The sequence below is a fragment of the Bacillota bacterium genome (genome assembly GCA_012842395.1).
Classification (GTDB): domain Bacteria; phylum Bacillota; class SHA-98; order UBA4971; family UBA4971; genus UBA6256.
The window spans coordinates 15,791-36,321 of sequence record DUSX01000038.1; the positions used below are offsets into that span (position 1 = coordinate 15,791).

Sequence of the window (20,531 nt, forward strand, 5' to 3'; positions counted from 1 at the left end):
CCTTCCCGTCCCTAGAACAGGAAATCGAGCACCCCGGCGAAAAACCTCCCGAGGAACGACAGCAAGCCCTTCTTCTGCTCGACATTGAGCGAGCCCTCGTACTTGATCTCCGCATCCGCGATGTACGTCGAGAACACGGTGTTGTCGGCACCGATGTCCTCGGGCCTCACGATCCCAGTGATGACGATGTTCTGTCGCTCCCGGTTTATTACGAGGGCCTGCGTCCCTTCAATCCTGAAATTCCCGTCGGGCAGCACCTCCGTGATCTTCGCCGTCATTCTGGCCACGAGGCTCCCGGAACGGGACGTAGCGTTCCGCCCGTTGGACTTCACGTTCGTAGAAAAGCCCGTTTCGGGCAGGAACGAAAACATGCCAACTCCCTCGGCAACGGTAAGCCCGGCGCCTTTGCCGGTCGATGTCTGCGCATCGTTGCTCGCATACGACCTTTCCGAGATGAGGACGGTTATCAGGTCGCCGACCTGCCTTGCCCTATGGTCTGCGAATAGAGAGCGCGCATGGTCGCCCCACAGCGACAACTGGGGCTGCACGGCCCCTTGGTTGGCTCCGGCTTCGTCGGCCACGGCCGCCGCATGGGCCCCAGCGGGTGCCATGCTCGCGAGCCACCACATCGCCCCAAGGACGAGCAGGACTCCAACGCAACGCGGCCTAGGCCGTGCGCCGCGGAGACCTACGGTGAACCCACATCTATCGGACACGACGGCATCACCCCGCACACGTCGTTGTTGATTTGAGTCACGCAGCGCGGTGTCACATCGCGCGGACCACCTTCGCGGAGATCACCACGGCACGAATGATCGCACCGGACGCCGTGTTCCTTACGCGGATGCGAGCCCCCTCACACCCGTCCTCCAGTGCCTCTCCCGGGCTCGCTACGGTGACACCCGCAAGCGCAGCCTCGATGGTCACGGCGTCGCCCTTTCGCATGAGCGGCGGCCGCTCGACGCTCGATCGCGCGAGCACTTCCCCGGCGGTGATCGTGTGGCTCGCCCGCATGCCTACGACGGCGGCGGCATCGAAGAACACGTCCTGGGGAACGCGGCCGAGGTCCCGGGTCTCGAGCCGGATGTCCGGCGTCCCGATGATCTCGTGTCTCTGGATGGTTCTGGCGGCCACGACAACCGCTTTCGCCACGTCCACCCTTGCCCTTACCGGGAGAACTCTGTAAGCCTCCCCGTCCACCGACACGGTGACCCTAACGCTCGTGGTGCCGATGAACGTAGTCGTAGGCAGCGGCTCCACCTTGAGCGAGATCTCGCCGTCCGGCACGAGGACGCTCTCGTTGGGGTCGAGCAACACCGACACCTCTGCCTCGCGGTCGTCCCAGGGCATCGACGCCGTCATGTAGTCCCGCACGGCGGCTGCGATGGCGTCCGCTGTCACCAGCGTGGCGCGCGTTCTCACGACTATCGTGGTAGGGCCCGAGATGACCATTTGACCCGGGTCGAACCCAGCCTGCCTCAGCCTGATACGGACTATAGCGAGGCTCAGCGTGCGTTCCTGCCCCGGAAACGGCGCTCGGCCGATCTCGATCGCCTTGAGGCGAGAAACAAGGTCCGCCTCGCCGGGCTCGGGGCAAGACCCAACAAGGGGAGCACCCGCGCCGGGGACCGAGCCGGGGCTCCTATCTAGGCGGGAGCCGCGAAGACACTCCACGCTCGCGATATCTCCCAGCGTGATCACGGTCCCACGGACCTCGACCGGGCTCGTTATTTCGATCCTCGCTATCGTCCCCGGGTCTTCGGCGGCGCCCCGGCTTCCTATGGTGAGGAACAGCGCCCCCACGACGGCGATGGCCTTTGCGACGACGCCCAGCTTCTTGCAAACGCACCCGTATCGAGCACACGTGTTCATAGCCCGGCCATCCACCCTTGCCCCTTTAGCGCTTGAGGTTGTTCGCTATGGAGAGCATGTCGTCGGATGTCTGGATGGCTTTGGAGTTCACCTCGTAAGCGCGCTGGGCGATTATCATATTGACCATCTCTTCGACCACCTTCACGTTGGACATCTCCAGAAACCCCTGGGATATGGTCCCGAAGCCCTCGAGCCCTGGGGTGCCCACTGCCGGCTGGCCAGAAGACGCAGTCGCGGTGAACAGGTTGCGTCCGATGGCGGAGAGGCCCGCCGGGTTCACGAACTTGGCGAGCTCGATCTTGCCGAGTTCCTGGGGCTCGCTCTCGCCCGACAGGATCACCGACACCGTGCCATCGGTGCCTATGGAGATGTCCACCGCTTCAGGAGGAATGGTGATCTCGGGCTCGATGGGGAAGCCGTCGGACGTGACGATCCTGCCCTCGCTGTCCTTCTTGAACGAGCCGTCCCTCGTGTAAGCCACGGTGCCGTCCGGCATGAGCACCTGGAAGAACCCGTCGCCCTCTATCACAAGGTCGAGAGGCCCTTCGGTCTGCACGAAATCACCCTGCGAGAAAATCCTTTGGATAGCGGCGGGCCTAGTACCGAGACCGACCTCTATGCCGGCCGGCACCCTCGCGCCCTCCGCCACGGTGGACCCGGACGTCCGGAGCTTTTGATACATGAGATCTTGAAAGTCCACCCTGCTCCTCTTGAACCCGTATGTGTTGAGGTTGGCCAGGTTGTTGGCGATCACGTCCATATTGAGCTGCTTCGCCAACATGCCCGTGGCCGCACTCCATAACGCTCGCATCATCTCTTGCTCACCGCCTTCGACCGAACTTCCCGTTGCACTCGATCTGCCTCGTCTGAACCTCTCCTGAACAAACAGCGAGGACGACCTTGCACCCGCACGGGGCGCGGTGCAAACGCAACGCGACGCGCCGCACACCCCGCATTCACCGGGAGAGCCGTCCTCCAACATACCCCGCCTTACCTCGTCCTGCCGGGACCGCCTCAGTCGTTCAGCGGCCCGTGGCCCCCGCTTGCGCGGTCCGGCCACCATACCGGGATCGTATCATGGATTCATGCCTGACGGACAAACCTCAGGCTACTCTCCCGACGTCGTTAATGGATTTGTCGAGGGTCCCGTCCAGAAACCACACCACTCTCTGGCACGTCTCGTACGCCCGCATACCGGCGATCATCTGAACCATCTCCGTCACGACGCTTACGTTGGACATCTCGAGGAACCCCTGCCGCACCACCGTCCCATCCGCAGCCCCAACTGGGCGCGCCGTCGCACCGGATGCCGCCACAAAAAGGCTGCCGCCCGCCTTGGCGAGCGAGGATGGATCATCGAACGCCACGATCCTGAGCCTCCCAACGAGCCGCCCATCCGCCGTGACCCGACCGTCGCCGCGCACCTCCACGGACGCCCGGCCGTCGGCGCCGGAAGGAGAGGAAGGAAGGGTTATCGGTCCGGACTCGCCGAGCACCGGCATGCCGTCCATGGTGACTAGCTCGCCACGGGAATTGAGGGTGAACGACCCATTGCGCGTGTACGCCTCACCCTGGGGGGTTTCGACCACGAAATACCCGTCCCCCTGGATGGCGAGGTCCAGAGGCGCGCCGGTCTCGATGAATGGCCCCTCGCTCGGATCAAAGCCCGTGCCTCTCACGTAAACCCCGGGTCCCAGCCCACCTATGGGAACGGTCCTCGCGAGGCGCCACGGAGCCCTGCTTTCGACTCGTACCGCCAGCTCGTCCGCAAACGCGCCGACCAGCGCGATGTCCTTCTTGTAGCCAGGCGTGTCGACATTGGCGAGATTCTGCGCGATCACGTCCTGCTGAAGCAGCCCCGCGACCATGCCGGATGCCGCCGCGTAAAGCCCGCGAACCAAGCTCTCACCCCCCTTCTTTCCAGCGTATGGGAGCGGCAAAGGGCCCTTGTGCCTTGAGCGGAGAACGTTCGCTCCCAGTGGCAAGCAACTCCCGTGCCAGAGTTGGCACCAAAGGAGACGAACGAGTCGGCCGGCGTCGCAGCGGGTGGGAAGGCAGCAGGCGCAAAGACTTGCGGCACACCCGTATGTGGGACGGGCCTCCATCCCTTTCCGGCCCCCCCGCAAAAGTCACTCCACGGGTGAGCAAGTTTTGCCCACCCCGTGAGCAGCCTGCTCCGCGACCAGGCAGAACCGCAGCGCACGACCTCTGACGTACGTCTCGTCGACCTGCGGCGAGTGGCTCCCTCAGGCGCAGGCACCTGGATACGTGCCGGCCGCGCGCGTGCGAGTGACGCCCGCGACTGATGGCGTCATGGATCGGCCTGTGCAGGAAATAGCAGATCCGGCCGAGAATACGAATTTCATCCTCGCGCGCTTGCGCAGCACAAAGAAGGGAGGTACGCTCCGTGAACGTGCTCCTGGTCTCGGCCGGTGAGAGACTGTACGGGCTCTCGCTCGACAACGTGGTGGAAGTCGTGCGGGCGTTGCGTTCGGATGTGAAGACTGCAAAGGGCAGGCCCGCCATAACCATCCGCGAGAGGGTCGTGCCCCTCGTTTGGCTCGCTGACGTGCTCGCCTCGCCTGGTGGCGGGCATCTCAAGGCGACGTTTCACGATCCGTTGCACACCCTTTCCCTCGACGAGGCCGTCGAGAAGGCCAAACCCGTGCTGGAGCAGGCCGCCCGCGATCCCAGAGCGGCATCCATGGACCCAGGCGCCGCCCTCGCGGTGCTCCGTGAATTGCTCGACGCGCATTGGTTCCTGGAGGTTGCATTCGTGATGAGGAAAGACGGCCGCGTCATCGCAGGCCCGATCGCGCGCGAGGGAGTGAAGATCGCAGGCGAGCTCGACATGGCCGCGCAGGATTGGTCTGCCCGGTCGTGGTTCCGCAACGCCATCCGAGGGGCGACCCACGTCACCGAAAAGTATGTGTCCGCAGCCACAGACTCGGTCTGCGTCACGGTCTCGACCCCGATAAGGAACGCATCCGGCGAGGTCATAGGGGTGATCGGCGCCGATGTTTCAGCGACGGTGGTGAGGGATCGGCTCTACGTAGTCATCGTGAACGACCAGGCACGGCAGGTCGGGGTGGTCGTGGATAGAATCGTGGGCAAGCGCGACGTCCAGGTGGAGCCCTTATCGTTCGCGTTCGCCGGCCCGAATCTCTTGGGCACGGCGGTCCTCGACGACGGCGCCATCGCCATAATCGCGGACATGGAAGGCATAATGAAAGCAGCGTCGTGAGGCACTCCGGGCCCGTCGAAGGAGGCGGGGCTAAGTGGGGGTGCAAAAACGCTCCCGACGTTTGCAAGGGGGTGCCGGTGATTGCACGAGGGGTGTCAAAATCCGGGCACCAGCCGGGCAGGCCGGATTTTGTCAAGGTGCCCTGCTTGGGGCACCGTCCCCGAGTGCAACACCGGCAATCCGGCAACTACTGGAAGAGGGGCGAGGACTAATGCGCCCTCACTTAGCTCTCATGACCATCGAGGGTGCCAGCGGCACGTCCGGGCCGGAGCTCGCGAGACGGCGAAGGCGCGCGGGGCGTGTCCCCTTGGGCGCGAGGGTACACGGTGTGCTTCCAATACCATGGGGCGTCAGTGGCCTTGAGCTGACGCCTCGTCCTGGGAAGCTTGTACAGCTCGTACTCGGCCACAAGCCACCACTGAAAATCGGGGATCCTCCTGCCCGGTTTCGGGGGTCGGAACTCGCGGCACAGCTGGAATGCTCCCCTGTCCGTGATAACGAGGTAATACTTGTGCGGGCGCTCCCAGTACTGTTTTAGTATGTGGAGTATACGGAAACACCGGCCGTTCCACCAGAAGCAGATGGGCTCAGGCGTCGGGGGATACCTGAACCCGACGAGCACGGACGCGTTTATGACCCTTACGACCTTTCGGAAGCCTTTGGCGTGTATCTGGACGCGGGGTCTTTTCTTTGGGGTCTTCCCCATGCGCCAGCCCTCCTCCGGAAAGGATACAAACGAAACCAGAGGAACGAGGAAACGAAAGGCCCTTGTTACATTATTGTATCGCAATTGGGCAACTTTTGGAAAGGGCGAGTTCGTATGACCGAGACGTTTCGCATGAGCGAGAGGCAAAAGGAGTACGTGGCGAGGTTTAAAGGCAAGCGGGCGGCCGTGCTCGGCATCGGCGCGAGCAACGCCCCGGTGATAAGGTTTCTCGTCGAGGCCGGCGCAAGGGTGACCGCATGCGATGTCAAGACAAAAGAGGAGCTTGGGGACGCGTACGAGAGAGTCGCAGGCCTGCCCGTCGAGTTCAGGCTGGGCCCCGGATACCTCGACGGCCTCGAGGAATTCGACATGGTCTTCCCTACCCCGGGGATGCCGCTTGACCTCCCAGAGCTCGTGAAGGCGCGCGAGCACGGAGTCCTGCAGTCGAACGAGGTGGGGCTCTTCCTCGACCTTTGTGAGGCGCCCGTGGTCGGGATCACCGGTAGCGACGGGAAAACCACCACCACGACCCTGGTGAGCGAGGTCCTCAAGGCCGCGGGCAAGAAGGTGTTCACCGGGGGCAACATAGGAAACCCGCTTCTCGCCGAGGTCTTCGGCATCACCCCGGATTCCATCGTGGTTTTGGAGCTATCTAGCTTTCAGTTACAGCCGCTTTCGAGGAGCCCGCACATCGGAGTGGTGTTGAACCTGACCGCCAACCACCTGGACCACCACAGGTCCATGGAGGAATACGCTGACGCCAAGAAGAATATCTTCAGGCACCAGGGGCATGGCGACTTCACCGTCCTGAACTTCGACAACGCGTACACGCGCGCCATGGGGGACGAGTGCCCGGGCCGCAGGGTCTTCTTCTCGCGGCGCCGTGAGGTGCCCGGCGGAGTTTTCCTGCGTGGTGACGACATAATCGTGGCGATCCGCGGAGAAGAGGAATTCGCCGCAAGTCGGAACGACATACAGATCCCTGGCGACCATAACGTGGAGAACGTGCTCGCGGTCGCGGCCGTCGCTGCGCTCTGCGGGTGCGACTTTGCGGCTTTGCGCCGGGTGTTGCGGGAATTCAAAGGAGTTGCCCACCGAATCGAGTTCGTCGCAGAACTGGGCGGAGTTAGGTTCTACGACGACTCCATCGCTACGACACCGAGCCGGGCCGTCGCGGGGCTGCGCTCTTTCCGCGAGCCCGTGATCGTCATAGCGGGCGGGTCGGGCAAGAATGTGCCGTTCGACGAGTTTGCGGAGGCAGCCGTGGAACGCGCGAAAGCGGTGGTGCTCGTGGGCGAGACCGCGCCTCAGATACGGGCCGCCATCGAGGCGGCCGGAGCTGTGGCCGGAAGGGCCGTCCGCATGGTGGAAGCCCGCGGTTTCGAGGAAGCCGTGCATCTCGCCGCAGATGAGGCCTCGCCGGGCGATGTGGTGCTTCTTTCGCCTGCGTGTGCGAGCTTCGACATGTTCAGGAATTACAAGGAGCGCGGAGACAGGTTCAAAGAGATCGTGCGGGCTATGGCACGAGCGGGGGAATCGCAAGGCGATGACCTCGCTCCAATGACAGAAAGGGACTGAAGGAGGCCGCGGGTATGGCTGCAACAATCATCGACGGCAAGGCTGTGGCGAGAGATGTCCGGGCCGAAGTGGCCGCGGGGGTGGAGGAGTTCGCAAAAGCGCACGGATTCCCACCCGGGCTTGCGGTGGTCATAGTGGGAGACGACCCGGCGTCGCGGGTGTATGTGGACAGCAAGAAGAAGATGTGCCGCGCCCTCGGGATCTATTCCGAAGAACACGCGCTTCCCGTCGCGACGACCCAGCGCGAGTTGCTCGACCTCATCGAACGCCTCAACAACGACCCGAGGATCCACGGGGTCCTCGTGCAATTGCCGCTTCCGGGCCATCTCGACGAGGGAGAGGTCCTCGAGGCCATCGATCCGCGCAAGGATGTGGACGGGTTTCATCCCGTGAACGTGGGGAAGCTCCTCGTAGGGGCCGAGTGTTTCGTCCCGTGCACGCCCGCAGGCATCCTGGAGCTCATCAAGAGGACCGGCGTCGAGATCAAGGGCAAGCGCGCGGTCGTGGTCGGGCGCAGCAACATCGTGGGCAAGCCCGTGGCCATCCTGCTTCTCGCCGAGCACGCCACAGTCACCGTATGTCATTCGCGCACTCGCGACCTCCCAGCAGTGTGCCGCGAGGCGGACATCCTCGTGGTGGCCATCGGCAAGCCTGAGATGATCGACGCAAGCTACATCAAGCCAGGTGCCGTGGTGATCGATGTGGGCGTGAACGAGGTGGGCACCAGCGAGAGCGGCAAGCGCAAGCTGGTCGGGGACGTGAACTTCGACTCCGCGGTGGAGGTGGCGGGGTACATCACACCTGTTCCAGGCGGGGTCGGGCCGATGACAATAGCGATGCTCATGAGGAACACCCTCGAGGCCGCGAGGAGGGCCTCGCGCTGACCGGGAGCCGCTCTTGCGCACCGAGTTCGAACGAAGCGCGCGCCACAAGCGCGTCGTCCCCGGAGGGCAAGGCCGGCAACCTTCTCCATGTCTTCCATGCATCTCCGTCTTGTACATGTCTCCCTGGCCCCGCTCGAGTTGCGCAGGCATGAAAGGAGCTGTATACTGCAATTGCAGCAAGCCTGCACCCGGAGCCTTTGCCCCTTCGAGGCTTCGGCCTTTCATGGCTCGATGTAGCCTTCGACGGGGCGGGGCGTCCTTCCGGCTTCAGCATCCCGGCGTCGGCGCTCCCCGGGAGAGTCCGCGGGACCGCGGCGCCGAGGAACTTTTGAGGGCGCGCTGCGTTTCTAGTGAGTGATTGAGGCCCCGGCAGCGAAGGTCTCTCGGGGGCGCCGGGACGGCACAGCATGCCGGCACGGCAGGGAAGCAGGTGATGGGCATGTTGAACACGGAAGCCCTCGCCGGAGTCCGTTACAAGGAAAACGACGTGCAAGCCTTCGAGGAGCTCGTCAGGCGGTACGACCGAAAGCTCTATAACATCGCTCTAAGACTGACGGGAAATGCAGACGAGGCGAAGGATCTGGCACAGGAGGCCCTCCTACGGGCCTACCGCGGCTTCGGCAGCTTCCGGCTGGGCACGTCATTTGAGAAGTGGCTCTTCCGGATCGCGTCGAACCTCTACATCGATCGGCTTCGCAAGCAGCACAACGTGAGGTTCGAATCGCTGGATGAGCCGGTGCTCACCGCAAGCGGACAGGTCGAGAAGGCGTTGCCCGACTGGTCCAGCAATCCGGAAGACGTCGCGGAGAAGAATGAGCTCGCCAGGGAGATCCAGGGGGCTCTTCAGTCCCTACCGCTCAACTACCGGCTGGCGGTGATCCTGTATGATCTCGAGGGGTTCTCCTACGAGGAGATCAGCGGGATACTGCATTGCTCCATCGGCACCGTGAGATCGCGCATACATAGAGGCCGGAGGCTTTTGCGTGAGAAACTCGCGCCGTACGTGAAGCCCGCAGCCTCTGCTGGGGCCAGGTGGTGATCGCGATGACATGCGAGAAGGCCATGAGCCTCATTTCTGCCTATCTCGACAAGGAGCTCGGGTTCGACGAGTATCGTCAGGTCGAGCTGCATCTTGCATGCTGCGAGGCGTGCTCCGAGGAATACGAAGCGCTCAAGGCCACCCAGGAGCTTCTCGGCACGCTCCAAGCGGCCGAGCTCCCCAGGGAGTTCTGGCCCGAGTTGCGCGAGAAGCTCGGTAGGGTCGCCGCCGAGGAGCGTTCTTCCGGCCTCGCGAGGTCCGGAGACTCACCCAGCAGCCCGCGGACGCACGAGCCTTGGTGGCGGGGCCCCGTGCTCGCAGGGGCTGGAATCACAAAGGGGAGTCTCCTCTCTTCCGCCGCCGTAAAGGGGCTCGCCTCGGCGGCGCTGGTCCTCTTGCTCGCGACCGCACCGATGGTTTGGAGCGCTCACAAGAGGTCAAGCGCGACCGAGGCTTCGTCGCAGATCGACAGCTTGGAACCGTATTTCCACGACTACATCATCTCGGAGTACGATAGGCCTCTGTCCGACAAGACATCCGTCGGGTTCGTCGTGACTGGCCAGGCGGTCACGATGTATACATCGGATTTGCTCGGGCCATCAACCAGGGTCACGCAGGCCGGCAGCCTCAGGGACACGTCGCCCTCGGCTTTGAGCCCCGCGGGCACGGAGTACACGCTCATCTCGTACCCGAGGTAAGCACAGTCAACGAAGGCTAAGCGGAAGGGTTCACGGAAGGTGACCACCTCGTTATGAGCAAGAGGCTGGTTGCTGCGGTCGTCGTAGCGCTTGTTGCCATGGTCCTTGCCGGCATCCTGGCCTACCAGCCCGCAGCCCAAACCCAAACGAATATGAGCCCGAGGCTCGGTTCTCCACCAAGCCGGGCGCCTGGTTCAGACTTGGCCCACTCCTTGCTGAGGGCCGTCATAGAGAGGGGCAACGAGGTCAGTTTCAAGGCGACTCAGACGATAATCCTATGGTACCCCACAGGAAGCAGCGCGTGCATCACTAACGTCGTACACAAGGCCCCAAACCTCACCAGGACCGACTATCTCCCCTCGGCAACGGCTACGTCAGGCTATCGAGTGGTCATCTCGGACGGCGAATCGACATGGCACTATGAGCCGTCGCTGGGAGTCGTGTTTCACATGCCCGGCACGGCACCGGACAAGTCACGAGGAGGAAGCCGAGGAGGCCCGGGCGCCGACAGCCCCGGCACGGTCTCCGCAGCGGGAGGTGACGGGCTTGCGCTTATCGAGGCGAACTACGATATCTCGCTGGTGTCTACGGAGAGCCTCGCAGGTCGAAAGGCGCACGTGATAAAGCTCAAGCCAAAGAATCCGGGAAACCCGTCGCGGAGGATATGGGTGGACACAGAGCTTCCGTTCATCCTCCGGACTGAAAAGTACGGTCCGGACGGGTTCATATCGTCGCTGTCGTTTTACAATTATATTGAGTTTACGTCGCAAATCGACGATGATGTCTTTAGACTTCAGGTCCCACCCGGCGTGGCCATCGTGACCATCCCTGGCACGGAGGACCTGATGACGCTGGAAGAACTCCAAAAGAAGGCAGGATTCGCCGTGCCCGTGCCGGAATTCGTGCCAGCCGGGTACGTCCTGGAGGGCGGCACTCTCACGAGACGCGGCGATGCCGAGGTGGCGCACATCCGCTTCACCGACGGGCTCAACACCATATCCTTTTTCGTGGAGCCGCCAGCGCCCAGGGCCGGCCGGAGACCCGGTGTTCCAGGCTTCTCGGACGACGTCGGCACAATGAATGTGGGCAGGCAAGTCGCCCTTGACGGCTCAAAGGGGCTGCTGGCCGACTACCAAGATGCTACGCTGGTGCGCTGGGAAGCATCAGGGTACGAGTTCACGCTAATCGGCGAGGTGGATGAGTCGCTGCTCCTCGACATGGCCAAGTCGGTGAATGCGCCCCAGCCGCGGACCCCGGCGAGGGACTCGTTCGGAGGCTCGGTGATCAAATTCTTCTACGAGTTCTTCTGGGCGGGTAGGTGAGACAGGACGCTTGTTCGGAGCCTATGGAGCCTGTGGAGTCCAGACTGAGGTGTTCTTGCCGAACTTGCGAGATGCGAAGACAAGACCAGAGATCGTAGATCAGGGGAGGCGTAAGCATCTATGAGATTCCGTGAGTCGATGAAAACGTACATGCCCTACGTGATGATCGCGGTGATAAGCGCCCTCGTCACCGGGGTCGTTGTCGTGCAGTTCGCCGGCAACCGCCCGACTTTCGCTGCCGGCGGCGACCAAGCCGCGGGGACGGCGCAGGTTGAGATAACGCCTTCGTCTTCGGTGGCTGCGGCCGCGCAGACCACGGGCGGGTTGTTAGGGCGCGATACCATCGCGAACGTGGCCGAGCGAGTGAGCCGGGCAGTGGTGAACATCGATACCAAGAGCACCGTGAAAGTGCCGGTGGTCCCGTTCGGCGACTTCTTCTTCGAGTTCTTCGGCCAGGCACCGTCGGGCAGCACCAGGGAAATGACCGTGCCGGCCATCGGAAGCGGCTTCATAATAAGGTCCGACGGCTATGTGCTGACCAATAACCACGTCGTTGAAGGGGCGAAGGAGATCGTCGTGACGCTCGCCGATGGCAGGAAGTTCAACGGCAGGGTCACAGGCACCGACTCCAGGTACGACCTTGCGGTCGTAAAGATAGATGCAACGAGGCTGCCCACCGTGGAGCTTGGTGACTCGGATCGTATCCGGCCCGGTGATCTCGCGATAGCCATCGGCAACCCGTACGGCCTGCAGCACACCGTCACCGCGGGGATAATCAGCGGCCTCGCACGTTCGATCGACGGCGACCCGACGGAACCCGGCATCTACATCCAGACGGACGCTGCCATTAACCGTGGCAACAGCGGCGGGCCGCTCGTGGACATCGACGGTCGCGTGGTCGGAATCAACACTGCCATAATACCGCAGGCTCAGGGCATCGGCTTCGCGGTCCCCATCAACGTAGCGAAGAACGTCCTCGATGACCTGATCGCCGGCAAGAAGCTGGTCTACCCATGGATCGGTGTGGGGCTCCAGGAGCTCACGCCCGACCTCGCGAACTATTTCGGCGTGAAGGACAAAACGGGCGTTGTGATAGCCTATGTCTACCCCGATTCTCCCGCCGAGAGGGCTGGGCTCACCGAAGGGGATGTCATTCTCAAGCTTGACGGAAAGCAGATGAAGACTGTCAGCCAGGTCCAGAAGGAAGTGCAGAATCGCAAAGCCGGGGACAAGATAACGCTCCAGATATGGCGCGATAGGGCTGCAAGGTACGTGACCGTTACGTTGGAGGAGAAGCCTGACGAAACCGAATGACGTCGCGGGCCACAAGGCGAGGCGTGCTTCAGCAGAATCCGGCCCCCAGGCAGGGGCCGGATTCTGATTGGGCAGCCTGGTCCAGGCGGGGGCGGGCCCCAAGTCACGCACAATCGTCCACACCTGAGGCGCGAGTCAACCCACCCGCGAGTGAGATGGGTGGGCGCCAGCCCCATCGCCCGGCCTGGCGGGAGCGGGGCGGGCACCGCTGGCCGCGGCCGTTGCTGAGAAGTCCTGTACCGCGTTGCGTCCCTCCTCGCCCGTGGCGAAGTTCTTCACAAGCCACGACACCCTCTTGTACACGAGAAACGTGAGCGCCGAGTTGATGCTAGCCTTGAGGGCGTTGAAGGCGACCAACACCCACATGATGGACAGAACCTGAGCGCGCGTGTACCCGTACAGAACTGGCATGAGCATGAGGTTAGCTACGGGCATGAGAACCGTCATGGCCACGGTGCCGCAGACAAGGGCGACAACCGCGCCGCTCCTCGTGTGGTACCGCCTGTACACAAGGCTCGCCGTGCCAACCAACGCCCCGGTCGCGAGGAAGTGCATCAGCGCGCCGACCATCCCGTCAAGGCCCGTTATGAGTGCCATGAGCACCGCCATGACGAGCGTGACCACGAGGCCGGGGCCTGGGCCCAGGGCGAACCCGGCGATGAGCACCGGAACGTCCGCGGCCTCATAACGCAAGAAAGGCGCTGCAGGAAATATGGGCCAATTGGCGAGGGAAAGAAGCACCGACAAAGCCGCCATGACTCCGAGCGTGACGAGTCGTTTCGTTCTGAAATGCATCTTAAAGACCTCCTTGGAAAGCTTCTCGAAGACCCTCGCGCAACCCCGGGGCCGCCTGCCCGTCTTCCACTGCCCCGCCCCGCCCGGATGGCGGCAAGCGAAAAGCCCCGAGGCAACCGACCTCAGGGCTTGTAGGATCCTTTCTGGACCCACCATCTGCAAGCAAACGCTTGCGACCCTCTTCCATCCGGACTTTACCGTCGGTGCCGGTTTCTCGCCGGCTCTGCCGCGCTTCCGCAGCTCGTGGACTTGTCCCGGGGCTCACCCCGGGGCATCACCACCGGTCGGGAATTGGTCTTGCGCCAGCACGCCTGCATAGTAAGCGGCGCGCCGCGACACACCTCACCCTGCCCTGAAGGTCTCGCGCTATGCAATTGGTCTCTCCGAAGTTATACTACTCTTGTTCCACCGCCCGCGCAAGACCCCTCCGCAAGAAACCTGCGCCGTGCGGCGGCAGAGGGGACCGGTGCCCAAATCAGCACGCACTTCGCCAGAATCCGGCCCGCAAAGCCGGTGCCCGGTATCTGACACCCATCGCGCGCAAGGCGGCGACCTTTACCAAGTCACAAGAACACCTCGCCTTGAGCCACCATTTTTACCTCTCCCTCCAGGCGGACCATAGGCGCCTCTCCCGCCCGCCCTCGATGGCCGAACTCAACGCCCACGTACAAAACGCCTCCGGGTTGCCTCGAGGCGAAGCGCCCGGGGCGCCACGCTGCCACCGACCTTGCCAGCGCCACTGCCACAGCGCCCGATGCGCAACTCGACTCCCAGATTGTGGTGCCCGTGGCCCTGACATGCACGAGAGGTACCACGCGTTCGCATGCATCCTCGCCTTGGGCCTCATGGTCACGCTTGTCCTCACCGTCTTGGTCTTGTCTGTCCCAGCCCCCACGTCCGCGCCCACCGTCGCGCCCGTAGCAGAACATGATGCCAACGCACGGGTCTCGCTCCAGTCCCAGCACGCCTGTCAACCGAAAGAGGACGTCCTCGCGGGGCGCCCACTCATCGGCATCCAGCACTACATGGGTTATTCCGGGCAACGACACAACAGCCACCGAGCTCTGGCGGGCGCAAGGTGGGCTCGCCTGCAGAGGCGTTATCCTCGCCTGCTCGGGCACGGGAACCGGGTCGAGAATGAAGATCGTGGTGTTCCCGGTCGGGTTCAACTTGGCAAACCGCAGCCTCATAGCCTCATGGCCGCCCTTCCGCCCCTGCTTTCACCTCTTGCTGTTCCGTCCCGTCCCGGCGCGTCCAGTCCCATTCCAATCCTATACGCGCACCAGGCCTGGTTCTGGCCTACACCTTGACGACGCGGCCCGCCGCGCGGCCCGCTCCTACGCCACCGACCCTGGCGAGAAGGCCGCCACTACCTGGGCGATCTTTTCTTCCACGATGAGCCGCGCCACCGCCTCGAGATCCGGGTGAAGCCACCTGTCTTCCTCAAGGGGCGGCACGACCTCGCGCACCACGTCGTAGATGGCGCGCGTAGCAGGCGCCAGGTTCTGCGGTCCCCTGAAGTCCGCGGCCTGACAAGCGCACATGAGCTCCACGGCCAGCACCTTGGCGACGTTGTCCACGACCTGACGTGCCTTGCGCGCCGCGATGGTGCCCATGCTGACGTGGTCTTCCTGGGATGCCGACACGGGAATCGAGTCCACGCTGGCCGGAGACGAAAGCACCTTGTTCTCGGAAACGAGTGCGGCGGCCGTGTAGTGGGCTATCATGAACCCGCTGTTCACGCCGCCATGGCGCGTCAGAAACGCGGGGAGTTCCGACAGCGCGGGGTTGAGAAGCCTTTCGATCCTCCGTTCAGACACGCTTCCAAGCTCTGACACGGCCATGCACAGGAAGTCCATGGCGAGCGCCACGGGTTCGCCGTGAAAGTTCCCTCCTGAGATCACGGTCCCATCCGCGAATACCAGCGGATTGTCGCTCGCCGAGTTTATTTCTACCTCCAACACCCGTTTCACGTACGCGAGGGCGTCCCTCACGGCACCATGGATCTGCGGGACGCACCGGAGGGAGTACGCGTCCTGCACTCTCAGCTCCCCGGGCGCGCTCACGAGCCTGCTTCCGTGGAGCAGCGCTCGGAGCGTGCGCGCGCACGCTACTTGCCCTGGATGAGGCCTCGCTTCGAGGTGGATCCTCTCGTCGAACGCCGAAGGTATCCCCCGGAGAGCCTCGATCGAAAGGGACGCAGCGGCATCGGCCGTTGCGGCAAGAACCTCGGCATCGTGAAGCGCCAGCGTGCCGATGGCCGTCATGGTTTGGGTGCCGTTGATGAGAGCCAGCCCCTCTTTGGGCGCAAGGACCAAGGGCTCGATCCCGGCCCGTCCCAGGGCCTCTCTTGCAGTCATCTCAGCCCCGCCCATCCGGACGGAGCCCTCGCCGAGCAACGCGAGGGTGAGGTGGGCAAGGGGCGCGAGGTCGCCGGAAGCGCCGAGAGACCCCTTCTCCGGAACTAGCGGGCAGATGTCTGCCTCGAGGAACTTGAGCAGCATTTCGATGACCTCGAACCGGACTCCCGAAAGACCCTTAGCAAGGGAGTTTGCGCGAAGAAGGAGCATTGCGCGCACGACCTCATCGGGAAGCGGATTCCCCGTGCCCACCGCATGGCTCAAGATGAGGTTGCGTTGGAGCACAGCGAGTTCGTCATGCGGGATCTTGACCCTGGCCAGGTGGCCGAAACCTGTGGTGATGCCGTATGCCGGAGCATCCCTCGCCGCCAACGCCTCGACCGTCCTGCGGCTCAGCTCAACCCTTTCCCTCACACCGGGTGCGATCCCGACCGCCTTTCTCCGTCGCGCCACGCTTACCATGTCGTCGCACGCGAGGGTCACTCCGTCGATCAGCACTGATGACACGCGATTTCCTCCCCTATCCCTCATTGGCCAGCGCCGGCATCAACGGGCGGCGCGCAAGGCCCCGGAGCCGAGGCGGACGCCTGGCGTGACGCTCATGCTAGCGATAGGTATTAGGACGCAGCACGGATCAATTCGCCGGATCAGTGCCTTTTCCTCCGGCAGCCAGCCGCTCACACCGAGCGCGATTCCGACCGCCTTTCTCTCTCGGTGACGCCTCCGGTCGCGGGAGCGTCTTCCAGGCGCGGAAAGGGCTCTGGAACGGCGGCAGCGGCGTTTGAGCGTCGCGTTTCCGAATGGCGCGGCGTCGAAGCGTTCCGCCGGGAGGGTAGCACAAAGCCATTGCAGGTGAGTGTGGACGCCAAGGGCGAAGAAAGGCCCCAGACAGTTGTCACCAAGAGGATAACCGCGGTTCCTCCAGACAAGCGAGTTGCCCCTGACCCGTAAGTTTGATAAGATCGGGGTGACTCAAAGAAGGAGCGTGGCGGGTCTTGAGGTGTCCGAGATGCCGTGAAGAAGTCGCGTTCGCGCGCGTGTGCCCCTATTGCGGCCAACGGATCCCGTCGTCGCCCGCGGCCGCCGCGAGCGAGAGCGGGAACGGAACGTCCCACAAGTCAGAGTCCGCCCGCGAGGAACCCCGCGGGCGTTTCAGGGGCGTCATAGAGCCAACGTCGAGGGCCCGGAGTTCGTCTCCCGCCGAAGAGCTTCGCATCTGGCTGCTCCTGCCCAGGTATCTCCTGGATAGATCCGTGCCGCTACCCCGCAAGCTTCTGCTCCTCCTCGGGGTTCTCTACATCATAGTCCCGTTCGACATCACGCCCGATTTCATCCCGCTCCTGGGCTGGCTCGATGACATCGGCGTCGGCGCGTTCCTCTGGTATTACTTACGGAACGAGCTCGTCAACTATCGCCAGCGCTTGTGAACCGGTCGGCCCGTCGCATCAGGCAGTAACATAGGGACGCCCCGCAGCGGGCGGCAGCGCTATCAATACGATGGTATCCTCCCTTGTCACGGAGACGTCGAGCCGCACAAGCCCACCAAGCGTGGGGCCGGGCGGCCCATCCCAAACCACCGTTGTCACGGAGACCTCAGCCTCCGCCTGCACGCCCTCGCGGAACTCGACCCCCGGTAGGTCAACGAGGGCCGAAACCGGGAGTTCGAGCAGGATGAACCCCACCAGCCCGTCGCTCCTCATGTAAGTGATGGCAAAAGCGAGCGCGCCTGCGACGATGACCCTGGTGCCGTTCCCGCCGTCACCACGGACCGCCAGCGCGCGCACCCGGATGCCGCCCCGCACCGGCCGGACCCTCACCACCTGCGAGCTCGAAACCAGCCCTGGGATGGCCGAGGTTGCGAAGACGTCCTTCCAGGCCCGCCCCACGATCACGCTCACGCTGGCGGGTACTCTGATGAGCGCAGGGGGCCCGGGCCCTGCTCTTACGATGTTGTTCTGGTTAAGAGCCATCGCCGTGAACATAGGGCACCCGTACGAACAGCCTATTCTTCAATGACCCGCTGGGATCGGGGGATCGCCGGAAGCCCGCGTTGGTCTCTCAGCACGTCAACGCGTGCCCCCGCGCGGGACTGCCTGCCCTGCCCCCCTTGCCCCCATGGAATGAAGGCGGAGCCCCGCGCGCCCCTCGGCGCGGCGTCGAATCCCGCGAGTGTTTCGAGCGAGTCCGGCCTGCGGAATGTCCAAACCCCCGTCGCCTCGTCACGCGGTCGCTTGGTCACGTGAATGTGTCCGCGATCACCCTCGCCCACCGGCGCCGCCATCTCTCAAGGCTGAAGGCTTGCGCCACGTCGCGCGCGGCATTTCCCAGCCGCACGCGTTCTTCCCGGTCGTCGATGAGTTCGCCCAACACCTCTATGAGGTCTTGCACCGTGGGCTTGATGAGGCGCCCATTGTAACCGTCGATGACCAGGTCCGAAAGCCCTCCGGTGGCGCCCGCCACTACCGCGCAGCCTGCACCCATCGCCTCGAGGCACGCAAGGGACGTCCCTTCCGTCGACTTGGACGGGATGATGGCGATGTCCATGTTGCGGTACACCCACGGCATCAATCCGGGTGGGCGCCAATAGTAGAATATCCTGCCGGTTGCGTTCGCCCATCTCATCATGTGGCTTTCGAGAACGTCGTCGTGCGCCCGGCCGACGAAATGGAACTCCACGTTATCGTATTCTTTCGTGAGCACCTCGGCCGCCCTGGCCGCCTCGTTGACCCCTCGCACTGACGTGAGGCGCCTTGGAAACACGATTCGAACCCGTTCGTGCGTTTCGGGCTCTGGAAGGCAGCGATACGCGGCCAGGTCCACGAAATTGGGGATGTACTCGAACTTCTGGTTGAGGCCCGGCCATGTGGCCGCCACCCACTGGATCGTGGCCGTGTCGACCGAGACCACTTTCCGCACGGCCGCCAGCGCCATGAGTAGCCTGCGACGCCACTCTCGCCTCGCCTCGCTTCCGCCGAGGGTGGCTTCAAAAGTGGGGTAGTCCCAGTATATGCCGTGTGATATGCTGATGCTCTTCTCGAGCGCCTGCGGGTAGGCGAGAAACGTAACGAAGTATATCGCGCAGTCGATGCCCGTGGCGCGCTCGTGAAAGGTATGATTGAGGCGCGGCGCCGTCTGGAACTGGGCGTCGCCCTCGGGGATCGATCTTACAGGCACGCCCGGGATGATGTCCCGCTCCCACCCCGTCCCGACCTGCCACCACTCGACCTCGAACCCCATTTCCACGAGGAGCCTGGTCAGCTCGACCCCGTACCGCTCGGCCCCGCCATAAACCACGCGATTCCCATCGGGTGCGAAATGGTTCGTCGTGAGAATCCCTACTCGCCGCTTCACACGCGATGGCCGCCTTCCGGAGCCTCCGGCCTTCTCACCGCCACCGCTGGCGACCACGCGAAGCCTGCCCGGCACCGGGGTCCTGACCCCCGGAACCGTCCAGGAGCCCGGTCCCCCTCCGCCGCCGGACCGCTGCTCGCCGTCGCCGGTCTGGGTGCCGCCTGCCGTTTTGAAAAGCGACGCGTATGGGAGCGGCTTGGCGTCGCTCCATTTCTCCAGCTTGACATCGTGAGCCGGTGCCACGATGCTCTCGGTATGCTTTGATGGAGCACCGCGTGTTTCGATCTCCCTGGCCCGGTACAGCTCATACTTGAGCCGGTGCTCTTCCGGCCTCGCCCAGCCCAGATGCTTCACGCGTATGTCGGATTGGAAAGTCGAGAGCGGCCCCCGGTATTCAAGCGGCCAGCGCCCGACGTGGAACGGCACATCCGGCCAAGTACAGACCTTGCCCGGCACATAGCGTGCCAGAAGCCGGACGAACCGGTTCCACGGGTTCCACTCGCCATCCACTCTGTAATGTGTGAGAGAGCCCCAGAAGTCGAAGAGCCTGAACTCGACCGCGTCGTATTCCGTCTGGTTGATGATGTCCCTGACCTCGTGCCGCATCCTGGGCTCGAACAGCTCGTCTGCGTCTATCGCGAGAATCCAGTCAGGGTGGGTCTCCTCGACCATTGCCCAGAGCCGCGCCCGGAGATTCCCTTCGTGGACCATGAACATGGGCAATGGGTTTCTTTCGAACCGAGTCACCTTCGGACAGGCTTTACAAATCGACGGAGTATCGTCATCGGATGCGTCGTCCAGGATGACGATCTCGTCTACCCATTCGGAAAGGTCGTCCAGAACCTGGCGAAGGTACCTTCCCGCTTCGTTCCGGACGACCATCATCGCGGTCAGCTTGTTGCCCCATGATTTGCGCACGGACACCCACTTCGCCATCCTCTCCGCACACTTATCTCTCGCATAGCGCCACTACACCGCCGCTTTCGGCCCTCATCGCCATGGCTCATCGTTTCCTCCGCATCGTGTCATGCTGCCGGCAAGGCTCGCACGCCCGCGCTACCCTGCCTGCAGCGTTTCTCCAAGTGAGCCACCACACGCTCGCCGCACCGTTTTCCAGCGTCGAGGTCTCGCCCAGGGTTGCCGGCCTTGCTCAGGGTCGCTGACTTTGCCCTCAGGGGACAATGCGCTTAGCGCGCTTGTCGCGCTGGCGGCACACCTCATTCGAAACCCAGTGCGCGGGCAGGCCAGATCCTCCGCACCCCATCGTGCAAGCACCGGCAACCCCGGCCCCCTCAAGACCCCCTCAGGAAAAGAGACGCAGAACTCGTGCCACTTGACTTGGTCCGCCCTCATCTATTCGTCTGTCCG

At 63.5% G+C, this 20,531-nt stretch carries 18 protein-coding genes and 1 riboswitch; of the genes, 8 read left to right on the forward strand and 10 right to left on the reverse strand.

Features of this window, described 5'->3' with window-relative positions; all coding sequences use genetic code 11:
* Window positions 1–11 precede the first annotated feature (11 nt).
* The 4 genes from GX515_12800 to flgF all read right to left on the reverse strand — a co-directional run bounded on the left by GX515_12800 (window position 12) and on the right by flgF (window position 3,773).
* Complete coding sequence (locus GX515_12800) at window positions 12–611, reverse strand: flagellar basal body L-ring protein FlgH (protein ID HHY33873.1); 600 nt, start codon at window positions 609–611, stop codon at window positions 12–14.
* Window positions 612–768: 157 nt separating this feature from the next.
* Window positions 769–1,872: a flagellar basal body P-ring formation protein FlgA gene (flgA, locus tag GX515_12805; protein HHY33874.1), complete on the reverse strand. Its 1,104-nt coding sequence runs from the start codon at window positions 1,870–1,872 to the stop codon at window positions 769–771.
* Window positions 1,873–1,897: 25 nt separating this feature from the next.
* On the reverse strand, window positions 1,898–2,686 hold the full coding sequence (gene flgG / locus GX515_12810) for a flagellar basal-body rod protein FlgG (GenBank protein HHY33875.1): 789 nt from the start codon (window positions 2,684–2,686) through the stop codon (window positions 1,898–1,900).
* Window positions 2,687–2,975: 289 nt separating this feature from the next.
* Window positions 2,976–3,773, reverse strand: a complete 798-nt coding sequence (gene flgF / locus GX515_12815) for a flagellar basal-body rod protein FlgF (protein HHY33876.1) — start codon at window positions 3,771–3,773, stop codon at window positions 2,976–2,978.
* A gap of 506 nt (window positions 3,774–4,279) precedes the next feature.
* Between flgF and GX515_12820 the strand changes: the two genes are divergently transcribed.
* Window positions 4,280–5,116, forward strand: coding sequence for a hypothetical protein (locus GX515_12820; GenBank protein HHY33877.1), 837 nt, complete (start codon window positions 4,280–4,282; stop codon window positions 5,114–5,116).
* Between the two features lie 223 nt (window positions 5,117–5,339).
* Here GX515_12820 and GX515_12825 read toward each other — a convergent pair whose 3' ends face one another.
* Entirely contained in the window at window positions 5,340–5,822 is a 483-nt protein-coding gene (locus tag GX515_12825) for a hypothetical protein (protein HHY33878.1), read from the reverse strand.
* 132 nt (window positions 5,823–5,954) lie between these two features.
* Here GX515_12825 and GX515_12830 point away from each other — a divergent pair, with 132 nt between their 5' ends.
* The 6 genes from GX515_12830 to GX515_12855 all read left to right on the forward strand — a co-directional run bounded on the left by GX515_12830 (window position 5,955) and on the right by GX515_12855 (window position 12,657).
* Entirely contained in the window at window positions 5,955–7,400 is a 1,446-nt protein-coding gene (locus tag GX515_12830) for a UDP-N-acetylmuramoyl-L-alanine--D-glutamate ligase (protein ID HHY33879.1), read from the forward strand.
* A 14-nt stretch (window positions 7,401–7,414) separates the two neighbouring features.
* A complete protein-coding gene (folD, locus tag GX515_12835; protein ID HHY33880.1) occupies window positions 7,415–8,284 on the forward strand; it encodes a bifunctional methylenetetrahydrofolate dehydrogenase/methenyltetrahydrofolate cyclohydrolase FolD in 870 nt (289 codons plus the stop codon).
* A 439-nt stretch (window positions 8,285–8,723) separates the two neighbouring features.
* Entirely contained in the window at window positions 8,724–9,323 is a 600-nt protein-coding gene (locus GX515_12840; protein ID HHY33881.1) for a sigma-70 family RNA polymerase sigma factor, read from the forward strand.
* Window positions 9,324–9,328: 5 nt separating this feature from the next.
* Window positions 9,329–10,021 carry a hypothetical protein gene (locus tag GX515_12845; protein ID HHY33882.1) on the forward strand — a complete coding sequence of 231 codons (693 nt, stop codon included), beginning with the start codon at window positions 9,329–9,331 and terminating at the stop codon, window positions 10,019–10,021.
* A gap of 53 nt (window positions 10,022–10,074) precedes the next feature.
* Window positions 10,075–11,343 (forward strand): outer membrane lipoprotein carrier protein LolA, encoded by a 1,269-nt coding sequence (locus tag GX515_12850; protein HHY33883.1) that lies wholly within the window; start codon window positions 10,075–10,077, stop codon window positions 11,341–11,343.
* Between the two features lie 120 nt (window positions 11,344–11,463).
* Window positions 11,464–12,657 (forward strand): PDZ domain-containing protein, encoded by a 1,194-nt coding sequence (locus tag GX515_12855; GenBank protein HHY33884.1) that lies wholly within the window; start codon window positions 11,464–11,466, stop codon window positions 12,655–12,657.
* 135 nt (window positions 12,658–12,792) lie between these two features.
* Here GX515_12855 and GX515_12860 read toward each other — a convergent pair whose 3' ends face one another.
* The 3 genes from GX515_12860 to hutH all read right to left on the reverse strand — a co-directional run bounded on the left by GX515_12860 (window position 12,793) and on the right by hutH (window position 16,319).
* Window positions 12,793–13,452 carry an ECF transporter S component gene (locus GX515_12860; GenBank protein HHY33885.1) on the reverse strand — a complete coding sequence of 220 codons (660 nt, stop codon included), beginning with the start codon at window positions 13,450–13,452 and terminating at the stop codon, window positions 12,793–12,795.
* Window positions 13,453–13,623: 171 nt separating this feature from the next.
* A riboswitch (FMN riboswitch) is annotated at window positions 13,624–13,816 on the reverse strand.
* A gap of 199 nt (window positions 13,817–14,015) precedes the next feature.
* Window positions 14,016–14,642, reverse strand: a complete 627-nt coding sequence (locus tag GX515_12865) for a hypothetical protein (GenBank protein HHY33886.1) — start codon at window positions 14,640–14,642, stop codon at window positions 14,016–14,018.
* Between the two features lie 147 nt (window positions 14,643–14,789).
* Window positions 14,790–16,319 (reverse strand): histidine ammonia-lyase, encoded by a 1,530-nt coding sequence (gene hutH / locus GX515_12870; protein HHY33887.1) that lies wholly within the window; start codon window positions 16,317–16,319, stop codon window positions 14,790–14,792.
* Window positions 16,320–16,807: 488 nt separating this feature from the next.
* On the opposite strand from hutH, the gene GX515_12875 reads away from it, so the two are divergent.
* On the forward strand, window positions 16,808–17,239 hold the full coding sequence (locus GX515_12875) for a DUF1232 domain-containing protein (protein ID HHY33888.1): 432 nt from the start codon (window positions 16,808–16,810) through the stop codon (window positions 17,237–17,239).
* A gap of 18 nt (window positions 17,240–17,257) precedes the next feature.
* Here the strand turns inward: GX515_12875 and GX515_12880 are convergent, their stop codons facing one another.
* Window positions 17,258–17,794, reverse strand: coding sequence for a hypothetical protein (locus GX515_12880; protein ID HHY33889.1), 537 nt, complete (start codon window positions 17,792–17,794; stop codon window positions 17,258–17,260).
* A gap of 253 nt (window positions 17,795–18,047) precedes the next feature.
* Complete coding sequence (locus GX515_12885) at window positions 18,048–20,087, reverse strand: glycosyltransferase (protein HHY33890.1); 2,040 nt, start codon at window positions 20,085–20,087, stop codon at window positions 18,048–18,050.
* Window positions 20,088–20,531 lie beyond the last annotated feature (444 nt).

What these genes read in the sequence shown, in the direction of transcription:
- GX515_12840 (HHY33881.1), top strand. Translation starts at nt 8,724, where the DNA reads ATGTTGAACACGGAAGCCCTCGCCGGAGTCCGTTACAAGGAAAACGAC.
- GX515_12860 (HHY33885.1), bottom strand. Translation starts at nt 13,452, where the DNA reads ATGCATTTCAGAACGAAACGACTCGTCACGCTCGGAGTCATGGCGGCT.
- GX515_12880 (HHY33889.1), bottom strand. Translation starts at nt 17,794, where the DNA reads ATGTTCACGGCGATGGCTCTTAACCAGAACAACATCGTAAGAGCAGGG.
- flgA (HHY33874.1), bottom strand. Translation starts at nt 1,872, where the DNA reads ATGAACACGTGTGCTCGATACGGGTGCGTTTGCAAGAAGCTGGGCGTC.
- GX515_12825 (HHY33878.1), bottom strand. Translation starts at nt 5,822, where the DNA reads ATGGGGAAGACCCCAAAGAAAAGACCCCGCGTCCAGATACACGCCAAA.
- GX515_12855 (HHY33884.1), top strand. Translation starts at nt 11,464, where the DNA reads ATGAGATTCCGTGAGTCGATGAAAACGTACATGCCCTACGTGATGATC.
- GX515_12850 (HHY33883.1), top strand. Translation starts at nt 10,075, where the DNA reads ATGAGCAAGAGGCTGGTTGCTGCGGTCGTCGTAGCGCTTGTTGCCATG.
- GX515_12845 (HHY33882.1), top strand. Translation starts at nt 9,329, where the DNA reads ATGACATGCGAGAAGGCCATGAGCCTCATTTCTGCCTATCTCGACAAG.
- GX515_12800 (HHY33873.1), bottom strand. Translation starts at nt 611, where the DNA reads ATGGCACCCGCTGGGGCCCATGCGGCGGCCGTGGCCGACGAAGCCGGA.
- GX515_12830 (HHY33879.1), top strand. Translation starts at nt 5,955, where the DNA reads ATGAGCGAGAGGCAAAAGGAGTACGTGGCGAGGTTTAAAGGCAAGCGG.
- GX515_12865 (HHY33886.1), bottom strand. Translation starts at nt 14,642, where the DNA reads ATGAGGCTGCGGTTTGCCAAGTTGAACCCGACCGGGAACACCACGATC.
- flgG (HHY33875.1), bottom strand. Translation starts at nt 2,686, where the DNA reads ATGATGCGAGCGTTATGGAGTGCGGCCACGGGCATGTTGGCGAAGCAG.
- folD (HHY33880.1), top strand. Translation starts at nt 7,415, where the DNA reads ATGGCTGCAACAATCATCGACGGCAAGGCTGTGGCGAGAGATGTCCGG.